This is a genomic window from Paraburkholderia tropica, from assembly GCF_914484835.1.
GTDB classification, from domain to species: domain Bacteria; phylum Pseudomonadota; class Gammaproteobacteria; order Burkholderiales; family Burkholderiaceae; genus Paraburkholderia; species Paraburkholderia tropica_A.
In genome coordinates this window covers 34,212-46,624 of sequence record NZ_CAJZAR010000034.1, presented here as the reverse complement: position 1 = coordinate 46,624, position 12,413 = coordinate 34,212, and the positions used below count along the sequence as shown (strand labels likewise).

The following is a 12,413-nucleotide window of genomic DNA, read 5'->3' as shown; positions in this document are numbered from 1 at the left end:
CTCGCGGGCATCGCGCTCTCGTCGCGGCGCGCGGCGGCGTACGCGCTCGGCGGCGCGGCGCTCGCGAGCGGCATCGAATGGCTCGCGGGCGTGCCGGGCGCGAGTTTCGACGCGGGCATGTGCGGCTTCAACGGCGCGCTCGCGGCGCTCGCCGCCTGCACGCTCGGCGCACGCGCCGCAATCTGTGCGACGATGCTTGCCGCGGCGCTGCATCTCGTCGCCGTGTGCCTGGGCCTGCCCGCTATGACCGCGCCGTTCGCGCTCGCGGGCTGGGCCGTGCATGGCGCGTGGCGAGTCTGCGGATTCACGCGCGCCGCATCCGCCTCGCACAACATTCGCTAATCGTTCGTCACAGGAAACGCCATGTCCTTCGCCCATCGCCCCACCGGCATTCGCGCCGACACCGCGCCGCCGTCCGATGCCGAACGCACGCTGCGCGTCGATCTCGCCGCCGCGTACCGCCTGATCGCGCTATACGGCTGGGACGATCTGATCTACACGCACGTCTCCGCCGCGATTCCCGACCAGCCCGGCCGCTTTCTGATCAACCCGTTCGGCCTCGCGTTCGACGAAGTGTGCGCATCGAATCTCGTGAAGATCGACACGGATGGCCACATCGTCGGCGACAGCGCGCATCGCGTGAACGCGACCGGCTTCGCGCTGCACGCCGCCGTGCATCTCGCGCGCCCGGACGCCGTCTGCGTGATGCATCTGCACAATACGGCGGGCATTGCGGTCTCACTGCAACGCGACGGTCTGCTGCCCGCTTCGCAGCACGCGCTGCGCTTTTACGAGCAGCTCGCGTGGCACGACTACGAAGGCCTCGCGTTCACGCCCGCCGAAGGCGCGCGCCTCACCGCGAATCTCGGCGCGAAGTTCGCGATGCTGCTGCGCAATCACGGCACGCTCACCACGGGCCGCACCGTCGCCGAAGCCTTCGTGCTGATGGCCACGCTGATCAAGGCCTGCGAAATTCAATTGCAGGCGCAGGCGGGCGGCGTGCCGCTCGTCGTGCCGCCGCCCGAAGTCTGCGCGCGCACCGCCCTGCAACTCGACGACGGCGGCGCGATCGAAGGCGAACTCGAATGGCCCGCGCTCTTGCGCAAGCTCGACCGCCTGGATGCTTCGTACCGCGAATGAATTTTCGCTCGACGCTCAACGACACCACAAAACCACACCCAACAAGGAGCCTCACCATGCCGACATTCCACATCGAAATGTTCGAAGGACGCAGCATCGAGCAGAAACGCGAATTCGCCGCCGCGCTGACCGAAACCACCTGCAAGGTGCTGGGCGTCGACGCCTCGTCCGTCGACATCATCTTTCAGGACGTGAAGCCCGAAAACTGGGCGACGGCGGGCAAACTCTGGAGCGATCCGCGCTGAACGCGCCGCGCACCTGGGCGAATTGACGCACAGCGCGCGACGCCACTTGAAGCCGATCCAAATTGACGCAAATTGACGCAGCGCACACGCCTTGCGTCATATCAAAGCGCAGCGAATCTCCTCGCTAAATTGATCCTTATCAACGCTTTAGCGCACCCTGTTTTCACTTGACGATTGACTGCTGCGACATGCTGGCGCATGTCGCAGCGCAGCACGACGCGCGGGCTTCCCCTACGCTTACGTCCATTCGCACGCGGCAACGCATGCGTCACGCAAGCAAATACAGCCACGCAAGGCACGCATATGCAATCGTCCATCCCCGCTCTATCCGCATTCGATCTCGCCCGGCTACAGTTCGCCTTCACCGTTTCATTCCACATCGTCTTTCCCGCGCTCTCCATCGGTCTCGCGAGCTTCATCGCGGTGCTCGAAGCGTGCTGGCTCAAGACGCGCAAACCGTTCTACAAAGACCTCTGCCTGTTCTGGTCGAAGATCTTTGCCGTGGCGTTCGGCATGGGCGTGGTCTCGGGCGTCGTGATGAGCTACGAGTTCGGCACCAACTGGGCCGGCTTCTCGTCGTTCGCCGGTCCCATCACCGGTCCGCTGCTCATGTACGAAGTCATGACGGCGTTCTTTCTCGAAGCCGGCTTCCTCGGCATCATGCTGTTCGGCTGGAACCGCGTGAGCGCGCGCGCCCACTTCGGCGCGACGCTGATGGTCGCCATCGGCACGCTCATTTCGACGTTCTGGATTCTCGCGTCGAATAGCTGGATGCAGACGCCGCAAGGCTTCAAGATCGTCGACGGCCACGTGGTGCCGACCGACTGGCTCAAGATCATCTTCAATCCGTCGTTCCCGTACCGGCTCGCGCACATGGCGATCGCCGCCTTCATCGTGGCCGCGCTGGTGGTGGCCGCGACGGGCGCGTGGCATCTGCTCAAGGGCCGCCGCGACCCCGCCGTGAAGAAGATGTTCTCGATGGCGCTCGGCCTGCTGCTCGTGCTCGCGCCGGTGCAGGCTTTCGTCGGCGACGCGCACGGTCTGAACACGCGCGAATATCAGCCCGCGAAGATCGCCGCGATCGAAGGTCTGTGGGACACCGAGCAAGGCGGCACCTCGCTCAACGTGTTCGGCATTCCCGACATGCAGGCGGAAACCACGCGCTACGCCGTGAAGATTCCGCACCTCGGCAGCCTGATCCTCACGCATAGCTGGGACGGCGAAATCAAGGGCCTCAAGTCGTTCCCGCCCGATCAGCGTCCGAACTCGACGCTCATCTTCTGGACCTTCCGCGTGATGGTTGGCTTAGGCATCCTGATGATCGTGCTGGCCGTTGCGGGCTGGTGGCTGCGCAAGCGCGGCACGCTGTACGAATCGCGCCTGTTCCAGCGTTTCGTGCTGGCGATGGGACCGACCGGTTTCATCACGCTGCTCGCGGGCTGGATCACGACCGAAGCGGGCCGCCAGCCGTGGGTCGTCTACGGCGTGATGCGCACCTCGCAGGCCGTGTCGCCGCTCACCGCGCAGCAAGTGGGCATTTCGCTGATGGCGTTCGTCGCCGTGTATTTCCTCGTGTTCGGCACGGGCATCTACTACCTGCTCAAGCTGATGCGCAAGGGTCCGGCGCTGCCCGGCTCGAATGACACGCACGACACGCACGACACACCGGTCCACGGTCACGCCGATGAAGCGCATCCCGCGCTCGCCGCGAACCAGACCGCGCGCCGCCCGATGTCCGCCGCCGATCAGCTGATCGACGCCTGATACCCGGCCGCACTTTCATCCGCATACGCAACGATACGCAACGAGGCAAGCCAAACATGGATGTCACCGTCATCTGGGCCGCGATCATCGCGCTCGGCCTTCTGCTCTACGTCGTGCTCGACGGCTTCGATCTGGGCATCGGCATCGTGTTTCCGTTCTTCCCCGACGAAGAGGAACGCGATCTCATGATGAACACCGTCGCGCCCGTCTGGGACGGCAACGAAACCTGGCTCGTGCTGGGCGGCGCGGGTCTGTTCGCCGTGTTCCCGATCGTCTATTCGACCGTGCTCTCGGCGCTCTATCTGCCGCTCGTCTTCATGCTCGCGTGCCTGATTTTCCGTGGCGTCTCGTTCGAGATCCGCGCCAAGGCGAACCGCACGAAGCATCTGTGGGATCTCGCCTTCATCGGCGGCTCGACGGGCGCGGCGTTCTTCCAGGGCATCGCGCTGGGCGCTTTCCTGCAAGGCATTCCGATGGCGAACGGCCAGTTCGCCGGCGACGCCTTCGGCTGGCTCACGCCGTTCACGCTGCTCTCGGGCTTCGGCCTCGTGGCGACGTACGCGCTGCTCGGCAGCTGCTGGCTCGTCGCCAAGACCGAGGGCGATCTGCAACGCCGCCTGCACAAGCTGGTCTGGCCGCTCACGGTGATGCTGCTCGCCTTCATCGCGCTCGTGAGCGCCTGGACGCCGATGCAGGACCCGACCATCGCCGACCGCTGGTTCCATTCGGGCCTGTTCTGGCGTCTCGCGCCGGTGCCGCTGCTGGTCGTGGCGTGCGCCGTGTGGATGCGCTGGGCCGTGCAGTCGCGCCATCACAAGACGCCGTTCGTCGCCGCGCTCGCGCTCGTGCTGCTCGGCTACGTGGGCCTGCTCGTGAGCCTGTGGCCGTATGCGATTCCGCAGCAGCTCACGCTCTGGCAAGCCGCCGCGCCGCGCGAAAGCCAGACCTTCACGCTGATCGGCGCATCGTTCATCCTGCCCATCATCCTCGCGTACACGGCGCTGGGTTACTGGGTCTTCCGAGGCAAGCTCCGCCATGGCGACACCCATCACTATCACTGAGAAAGCCCCTCAAAACGCCGCGCCGACCCGCGCGGGCAAGCTGCCCGGCTGGCTCTGGTTCGTGCTGCTCTGGTGCGGCGGCGTGGGCGCGGCGGTCTCGCTGGGCTTCGTGTTCAAGGTGTTCATGAACCTGACGCTATTCGCCGTGAAATAACGCGACGACCCGTGCCGCCCGGCGTCGCGTTAGACTGTAGGCCATCTGTCAACTCTTACGATAAGAACCATGCAACAGATGACCTTCATGGAATGCGTCAAATGCGCGTGGGCGAGCGCGCGCGAAGCCGTCACGCAGATGCCGGGGCTCGTGATCGGCACCTTCCTCATTTACGCCGCGCTCGGCTGGGTGGCGATGGCCGGCCGGCCCGTGCCGGGCGATGGCGACGATCCCTCGTCGGCGCTGATCCTCGCGGCCAATATCGCCACGATCCTCAACGCGCTCGTCTATCTCTGGTTCACGCTCAAGATCTACCGCTTCGTCCTGCTCGGCGAGCAGGCCTCGCCGGTCCTGCCCGGCGGCGCGATGCCGCTGGTGCGCCTGCTCGGCTTCGGGGTCGTGCTGGTGCTCGGCGGCGCGCTGACCATGGCGCTGTTCTGGCTCGTGCTGCGGCCGCATCACACGGGCGGCATCCTGTTTCTCTCGCTGGTGGTCGTCACGCTCTGGATGTGCGTGGCCGTGCGGCTGTGCCTGCTGTCGCCCGCGCTCGCGATGGGCGGGCGCTTCGCGTTCGGCGCGGCCTGGCGCGACAGTCGTGGACACTTCTGGAGCCTCGCCGGCGTGTCCTTCATGGCGGCGCTGCCGGTGCTCCTCTGCGGGCTCGTCGTGATGATCGGCCTTGTGTTCGCGGGCATCACGCCCGAGAGCGTGGAGACGCCCGCCGGACTCGCCGCGCTTGCGCTCGGCCAGAGCGCGGCGAATATCGCGTTCGTGCTGGTCACGACCACGGCGCTCGCGTGGCTGCATCGGCGTTATGCGAAGGAACTCGATCCGCAGCAGTCGCCGCGGAATTTCTGATTCGCCGCTTTGCATTCGCAGCGCCTGGATCGTGAAGCGCGCGCCGTCTTGCACGGCGCGCCTGCGATCCACTTCACCACACGCCGGGCACGAACCGGTACTTCACCCGCTCCAGATACGCGCGATAGCCGGGCAGTTCCTCGGCCAGCGTGCGCTCCTCGCGCACGGCGCGCCAGCCAATCGCCGCGACCATCGCCGGCACGCACGCCAGTCCCCACCACGAACCGAGCATGAGCGGCGTGCCCGCCAGCAGCAGGATCGCGAACGCGTACATAGGATGGCGCACATACGCATACGGCCCGCTGTCGCTCAGCACATGGCCGCGCTCGCGCTGGATCTTCACCACGGGCGCCGCGTAACGGTTCGCCGCGAACACGCCGCGCGTGGCGTAGAGATCGACGAAGATCGCCACCGCGCCGCACACGGCGAGCCAGAGTGGCACCTGCGACCAGCGATAACGCACGGCATCGAGGCCGATCAGGCACAGCCATGCGCACCAGCCCAGCGCGACCGACACCATGAACACGCGATCCCAGCGCTGCTGCCCGCGCTGCGCGAACGGCGCGAGCCGCTCGGCAAGCAGGCCGGGATCGGTGCGCGCGAGCCACAGGCCGATCCAGATACCGCACGCTGCCCATTCGAGCAACCAGAGCCACGCGGCGGGCCACGCGAGCGTGCCCGCCGAGACGAACAGCAACGCGCCCTGAAACACGAGCCAGATCAGCGTCTGCGTGACGAGTCGCGCGATCAGCGGCTTCATGATGCCCTCCTTGCGCCCTCGCCCTCGCAGGCGTCAGCGCTTTTCGCCTCGTCCCTGCACGCGCGCGAAACTCGCCTGCATGTCGAAGCCCGTCGTGTCGATGCCGAACTGCGTGGTCAGGCAATCGTCGAGTTCGCCCGCATTCGCGAGCGTGCGATGCGTCGCGTTGCCCGCGACGTCGCGTTCCGTGTAGCGGTCGTTGAAGAGAATCGCGCGGCGGCCGTCGCGCGCGATGCAGGCGATCAGGCAATCCGTGAAGAACGATTGCGGCGACGCCGACGTGTACCAGTTCGCGACTTCGTAATCGCACCATAGCGCAGGCGCGTCTTCGAATCGATAGACATCGCCCCACGCCTCGCCGTCGAAGTGTTCGAGCGTCCACTCGCGCGCGCCCGTCGCGTTCGTTTCATCCCTCGGCGTGAGACGCGCGGGTTCGAGCGGCGTGGCCTGTTCGCCGCGCTGCGCGAACGCGAGCGGCGCACTCAGCGACGCACCGCCGAAGCCCACATCGACGAGCCATGCCTCGCCTTCCGCCTGCACGCGCAGCAGCATGTGCGTGCGCGGCGTGGCCGCGTCCGACGGCTGACCGAACAGCACGCGCGCCGCCAGCGGTTCCACGTCGAAACCGAGTTGCATCAGCACGTGTGCGAACAGCGTGTTGTGCTCGAAGCAATAGCCGCCGCGCCGCGAGTCGACGAGCTTCGCGACGATGTCCGGCAGCGCGATCGACACGCCGCGCGCCGAGAACGGATTGAGGTTTTCGAAAGGAATCGCGCACGGATGCAGACGATGCAGCGTGCGCAGCACGTCGAGCGTCGCGGCGCGCGGTCCGTCGTAACCGATGCGGGCGAAATAGCGGTCGAGATCGAGCTTGAAATCCTGGTCGGACATGGAGACAACCTGAGTGAAAAGTGCGTATGAAAAGACGGCTGAAATGCGTGAGCGTCATGCGATCGACAGGCTTGGTCGACGTGTGTAGCCGACGCGTACGGCGTGATGATAAGCGACTTCTTTCGTCAGACAGAATGCTGTTTTTTAACCAATCTTAATCGCGTCAATACGCTTCGACAGCCATTCGTAAACCCCGCCCTTACATAGTGTAATTACGTTGAGAATCATTCTCATTTGTGTTGACCGTTATAGGGCCGCTGAGTACGATGGCGACGTCTCGGAGACAAGAATTAAGGCGCCCTATAGCGCATGCGCGACTCGATCCCTCGGCTAAGAAAGAATTAAATAAGTAAGGAATACGATGAATTTCAACCGGACAGACCGTTCGTTCGGACGGCGCTCGCCCGCCTTGCGCGGGCTCGCCCTGTGGGCGGCGTGCGCAGCCTTCGCGTGCGGCACGGCGCAGGCGCAGTCGAGCAGCCCCGACGCCCCCGAGGCCGACCTCGCGATCAAGGCGGAACCGTCCAACTTTTTCACGGGCATCTGGTCGCGCGAGAACCTGCTCGGCGACATGGGCGGGCTGCGTCCGTGGCTCGGCAAATACGGCGTCACGTTCGATCTGACCGAGACCAGCGAATATCTTGCGAACCTGCGCGGCGGCCTCAAACGCGGCGGCGCTTATGACGGCCTCACCACCGCCACGCTGCAACTCGATACGAGCAAGGCGCTCGGCATTCCGGGCGGTCTGTTCAATATCAGCGCGCTGCAGATTCACGGCACGAATCTGAGCGCGGATAATCTCGGCACGCTGAACACGGCGAGCGGGATCGAGGCGCAGGCGACCACGCGTCTGTGGGAGATGTGGTATCAGCAGTCCTTCCTCGACAAGAAGCTCGACGTCAAGGTCGGACAGCAAAGCATCGACCAGGAATTCATCACGAGCCAGTACGCGGCGCTGTTCGTCAACACGATGTTCGGCTGGCCCGCGCTGCCCTCGTACGACATGCCTTCGGGCGGCCCCGCGTATCCGCTCGCCGGTCTCGGCGTGCGCGTGCGCGGCCAGATCGCGCCGTCGCTCACGGGCTTGATCGGCGTATTCTCCGGCGATCCGCTCGGCAACGATCCGAACAATATCAGCGGCACGAACTTCAATCTGCACAACGGCACGCTCGTGATCGGCGAGTTGCAGTATGCGATCAATCAGCCTTCGGAAGGCGAGCTGGTCAGCGCCGATCACCAGGGACTCCCAGGCACTTACAAGATCGGCTTCTGGTACAACAGCAATTCGTTCGACGATCAGCATTACGACAACACCGGCCTCTCGCTCAACAATCCGGCGAGCACGGGCATTGCCGCGCAGCATCACGGCAACTACAGCATTTACGCCGTAGCCGACCAGATGGTGTGGCGTCCCGATCCCGACGAACCGCGCAGCATCGGCGTGTTCGCGCGCGTGATGGGCGCGCCGGGCGACCGCAATCCTGTCGATTTTTCGGCCAACGCGGGCATCGTGATGAAGGCGCCGTTCAAGGGCCGCGACAACGACAGCGTCGGTCTCGCCGTCACGTATATCAAGGTGAGCAACGCCCTGCACGATCTCGACATGGATTACCGCAACTTCAACACGGGACCGTACGGCGTGCGCACGCAGGAAACCACGCTCGAAGCGACCTATCAGTACGAGGTCACGCCGTGGTGGCAGATTCAGGCCGACGCGCAATACACCTTCAACGCCGGCGCGGGCCAGAACCCGAACGATCCGACCCAGCCGTTGCGCAACACCTTCGTGCTGGGCGTGCGCACCAACATCACGTTCTGATTCACCGCATCCGCACCATGTCCAACACCAAGTCCTCACGCTCCCACACACCGCGCCCACCCGCGCGTGCCCGTGCGCGCGCGAGGCACGGAGAAAAACAATGAATCACGCCACGCGCAAGCTTCTGCTGTGCTCGGCTCACGCCACTCGCGCGGCGCTCGCGCTCGCCGCCGCCGCACTGCTCGGCACCCCGTTCGCCGCGCATGCCGGCGAGCCCGGCATGCTGGAGATCGTCAAGCACCAGACCACGCTCATCAACACGGTGCCCGATAACGGCGACCAGAATCCGTACGCGCTCGTCATCGCGCCGGTGAGCGCGGGCGCCGTCAAGCAGGGCGACGTGCTGATCGACAACTTCAACAACGCCGCGAACATGCAGGGCACCGGTTCGACCATCGTCGACTATCACCCGGACACCAAGCAGATGACGCTGTTCGCCACCATTCCGCGCGACCTCAAGGAATGTCCGGGCGGCGTGGGCCTCTCGACCGCGATGACGATGCTGAAGTCGGGCTGGGTGATCGTCGGCAGCACGCCGAGCAACGACGGCACGACCAACACCAAGGGCGCGGGCTGCCTGATCGTGCTCGACAGCAACGGCAAGATCGCGAAAGCCATCAGCAGTCCGAACATCAACGACCCGTGGGGCAACATGGCCGTGATCGACAACGGCGATCACGCGACGCTGTTCGTGAGCAATGCGGGCTTCGGCGTGGGCGGCACGGAACTGGGCCCGGACGGCGAGCCGCCCGTGTTCAAGCAGGCCACCGTGCTGCGCATGGAACTCGACATCCCGAACGGTCAGGCGCCGACGGTCAAGAGCGAAACGGTGATCGCCAGCGGTTTCGGCGCGCGCGCCGACCGTGGCGTGTTCCTCGTCGGCCCGACCGGCCTCGCACTGTCCGCCGACAACAAGCTGCTCTATGTGTCCGACGCGATCGGCAACCGCATCAACGTGATCGAAGATCCGACCACGCGCGACACGAGCGCGGGCGTGGGCCGTCAACTGACTGCCGACGGCCTGCTGCATCGCCCGCTCGCGATGATCACCACGCCCCAGGGCCATCTGCTCGTGACCAACGCGCTCAACGGCCAGGTCGTCGAGATCGACCCGGTCGCGGCGAAGCAACTCTACGCACGCTGGATCGATACCGACAAGGCGCAGACGCCGCCCGGCAACGGCGACCTGTTCGGCATCGCGCTCACACCGGCGGGCGACGGCTTCTACTACGTCGAAGACGACGTGAACACGCTCGTACTGGCGAAATAATCATGGCCTCAGACGATAAACCGAACCCGCCGCCGCGTCCCGCGCGGCGCGGTTTTCTCAAGGCAGGCGGCGCGGCGCTGGCCGCTGGCGCGTCGCTCGGCGCGAGCGGTCTGACGCAGGCCGCCGAAGCGAAGCATCACGCGCCGATGGCCGCCGATCCGATGAACGCGGTCGAGCCGTTCTACGCGGCGCATCAGGGCGGCGTCGTCACGCCGCAGCAGGCGCATACGTATGTGGCCGCCTTCGATCTCACGACCGCCTCGCGCGACGACGTGATCGCGCTGCTGCGTCAGTGGACCGAGTCGGCCGCGCGCATGACGCAAGGCCAGGCCGCGGCCTCGCTCGACAACGGCAAGGACGATCAGCCCGCACCCGATTCCGGCGATGTGCTCGGTCTCGGCCCGGCCGGTCTCACGGTGACGTTCGGCTTCGGTCCCGGCCTCTTCATGTCCGAAGGCAAGGATCGTTACGGACTCGCGCATCTGCGCCCCGCCGCGCTCGTCGATCTGCCGCGTTTCAACGGCGATCAACTGGTGGCCGAAAAGACCGGCGGCGATCTCTACGTGCAGGCCTGCGCGAACGATGCGCAAGTGGCCTTCCACGCGGTGCGCCAGCTCGCGCGCCAGGGCTACGGCAAGCTGCACATGCGCTGGGGTCAGGCGGGCTTTCTCTCCGGCCCGCGCAATCAGACGCCGCGCAATCTGATGGGCTTCAAGGACGGCACGAACAATCCGCCGACCTCGGACCCGAAGGCGATGAACGAATTCGTCTGGGCCACGGCCGCCGACGCGCCGTGGATGCAGGGCGGCACCTATACGGTCGTGCGGCGCATCCGCATCACGATCGAGCACTGGGACCAGATGGAACTGGGCTTCCAGGAGCAGGTGTTCGGCCGTCACAAGTACAGCGGCGCGCCCATCGGCCAGACGAAGGAATTCGACGCGGTCGATCTCACCGCGAACGACAAGGACGGCAATCCGCTGATTCCCGAAAACTCGCACGTGCGGCTGTCGAATCGCGCGTCGAACAACGGCGCGCAGATCCTGCGCCGCTCGTACTCGTACAACGACGGCACGAACTTCTATATCGAGCGCTGGCCGCCGTGGCGTCAGGAAACCGAATATGACGCGGGCCTCATCTTTATCGCGCACCAGGCCGACCCGCGCACGGGCTTCATTCCGATCAACGAGAAGCTCGCGAAGTTCGACATGATGAACCAGTTCACCACGCACGTCGGCAGCGCCGTGTTCGCCTGTCCGCCGGGCGCGAAACCCGGCTCGTACATCGGCGCGCCGCTGTTCGAGGCGTAACGCAAGCCGGCGCGCGCATCTCTGGGCGCGCCGGACCGCAGCACCACGCGAAGCAACGCAGCACGACGGATTCATTCGACAACAAGCAACAACGACAGACGACCAACATGAAGACGACCTTTTTCGGTGCGCCGCTGCGCGCCGCCACCCTCGCACTCGCCGTTGCGGGGATGTTGCCGCTGGGCGCGCACGCCGCCTCGATCACGCTCTACAACGCGCAGCACGAGCAGGTCGTGAACCAGCTCGCGAAGGACTTCGAGCAGCAGACCGGCATCGACGTGAAGATCCGCAGCGGCGAAGGTCCGGCGCTGGCCGCGCAGCTCGTGGCCGAAGGCGAGAAGACGCCCGCCGACGTGTACTTCACCGAGAACTCGCCCGAGCTGATGCTGCTGGAAGAAAAAGGCCTGCTCGCGCCGGTCAAGCCTTCGACGCTCGCCGACGTGCCCGCGCACTACAACTCGCCCGCCGGGCAGTGGGTCGGCGTGACGGCGCGCGAAAACGTGCTGGTGTACAACACTGCGAAGCTGCAAGCCGCGCAACTGCCGCAATCGATCTTCGATCTCGCGAAGCCCGAGTGGAAGGGCAAGATCGGCATTGCACCGAGCGACGCCGATTTCCTGCCGCTCGTCGACGCCGTGCTCGCCGCCAAAGGCGAAGCGGCCACGCTCGACTGGCTCAAGGGCCTGAAAACCAACGCGCAGATTTTCGACGACGACGAAGGCGTGGTGGCGGCGGTCAACCGCGGCGGGGTCGCGACCGGCATCATCAACAACTACTACTGGGACCGTCTGCACGCTGAAATCGGCGACAAGAAAACGCGCAGCGCCGTCGCGCATTTCGCCGACGGCGATGTGGGCGCGCTCGTGAACGTCTCCGGCGCGGCCGCGATGAAGGCGGCCCATAACCCGGACGGCGCGCAGAAGTTTCTCGCCTACCTCGTGAGCGAGCGCGCGCAGAAGCTGATGGCGCAAGGCCACATCAGCTTCGAATATCCGCTGCGTCCCGGCGTGCAGGGCGATCCGATCAACAAGCCGTTCGATCAGCTGCATCCGCCCGCGCTGACGATCCAGCAACTCGGCGACGACAGCCAGGCAGGCCGTTTGCTGCGCCAGGCCGGCCTGCTGTAATTCTCAAGGATGGC

Annotated in this window: 13 protein-coding genes; 11 read left to right on the top strand and 2 right to left on the bottom strand. The window is 65.5% G+C overall.

Annotated features, from left to right (window positions below; translation table 11 throughout):
* The 7 genes from LDO54_RS07175 to LDO54_RS07145 all read left to right on the top strand — a co-directional run.
* On the top strand, positions 1-342 hold a 342-nt coding region (locus LDO54_RS07175; protein WP_224008597.1), incomplete at its 5' end, for an urea transporter.
* A gap of 21 nt (positions 343-363) precedes the next feature.
* Positions 364-1,140: a class II aldolase/adducin family protein gene (locus LDO54_RS07170; protein WP_224008595.1), complete on the top strand. Its 777-nt coding sequence runs from the start codon at positions 364-366 to the stop codon at positions 1,138-1,140.
* A gap of 56 nt (positions 1,141-1,196) precedes the next feature.
* Positions 1,197-1,385: a 4-oxalocrotonate tautomerase gene (locus LDO54_RS07165; protein ID WP_224008592.1), complete on the top strand. Its 189-nt coding sequence runs from the start codon at positions 1,197-1,199 to the stop codon at positions 1,383-1,385.
* Between the two features lie 303 nt (positions 1,386-1,688).
* Positions 1,689-3,149: a cytochrome ubiquinol oxidase subunit I gene (locus LDO54_RS07160; protein ID WP_224008589.1), complete on the top strand. Its 1,461-nt coding sequence runs from the start codon at positions 1,689-1,691 to the stop codon at positions 3,147-3,149.
* Positions 3,150-3,205: 56 nt separating this feature from the next.
* A complete protein-coding gene (gene cydB, locus LDO54_RS07155) occupies positions 3,206-4,210 on the top strand; it encodes a cytochrome d ubiquinol oxidase subunit II (RefSeq protein WP_224008586.1) in 1,005 nt (334 codons plus the stop codon).
* Complete coding sequence (locus LDO54_RS07150) at positions 4,185-4,364, top strand: hypothetical protein (RefSeq protein WP_224008583.1); 180 nt, start codon at positions 4,185-4,187, stop codon at positions 4,362-4,364. The genes cydB and LDO54_RS07150 overlap by 26 nt, the downstream gene beginning before the upstream one ends.
* A 69-nt stretch (positions 4,365-4,433) precedes the next feature.
* Positions 4,434-5,222, top strand: coding sequence for a hypothetical protein (locus tag LDO54_RS07145; RefSeq protein WP_224008580.1), 789 nt, complete (start codon positions 4,434-4,436; stop codon positions 5,220-5,222).
* Between the two features lie 73 nt (positions 5,223-5,295).
* On the opposite strand, the gene LDO54_RS07140 is transcribed toward LDO54_RS07145, so the two are convergent.
* A complete protein-coding gene (locus LDO54_RS07140) occupies positions 5,296-5,973 on the bottom strand; it encodes a methyltransferase family protein (RefSeq protein WP_224008609.1) in 678 nt (225 codons plus the stop codon).
* Positions 5,974-6,015: 42 nt separating this feature from the next.
* On the bottom strand, positions 6,016-6,873 hold the full coding sequence (locus LDO54_RS07135; RefSeq protein WP_224008577.1) for an arylamine N-acetyltransferase family protein: 858 nt from the start codon (positions 6,871-6,873) through the stop codon (positions 6,016-6,018).
* Positions 6,874-7,234: 361 nt separating this feature from the next.
* Between LDO54_RS07135 and LDO54_RS07130 the strand changes: the two genes are divergently transcribed.
* The 4 genes from LDO54_RS07130 (at position 7,235) to LDO54_RS07115 (ending at position 12,399) form a co-directional block, all read left to right on the top strand.
* Entirely contained in the window at positions 7,235-8,692 is a 1,458-nt protein-coding gene (locus LDO54_RS07130; RefSeq protein WP_224008574.1) for a carbohydrate porin, read from the top strand.
* A gap of 100 nt (positions 8,693-8,792) precedes the next feature.
* The gene (locus tag LDO54_RS07125) at positions 8,793-9,962 is read left to right on the top strand and encodes a hypothetical protein (RefSeq protein ID WP_405045106.1); all 1,170 of its coding nucleotides are present in this window, start codon (positions 8,793-8,795) and stop codon (positions 9,960-9,962) included.
* Positions 9,963-9,964: 2 nt separating this feature from the next.
* A complete protein-coding gene (efeB, locus tag LDO54_RS07120; protein WP_224008571.1) occupies positions 9,965-11,272 on the top strand; it encodes an iron uptake transporter deferrochelatase/peroxidase subunit in 1,308 nt (435 codons plus the stop codon).
* Positions 11,273-11,379: 107 nt separating this feature from the next.
* On the top strand, positions 11,380-12,399 hold the full coding sequence (locus LDO54_RS07115; RefSeq protein ID WP_415774548.1) for an iron ABC transporter substrate-binding protein: 1,020 nt from the start codon (positions 11,380-11,382) through the stop codon (positions 12,397-12,399).
* Positions 12,400-12,413 lie beyond the last annotated feature (14 nt).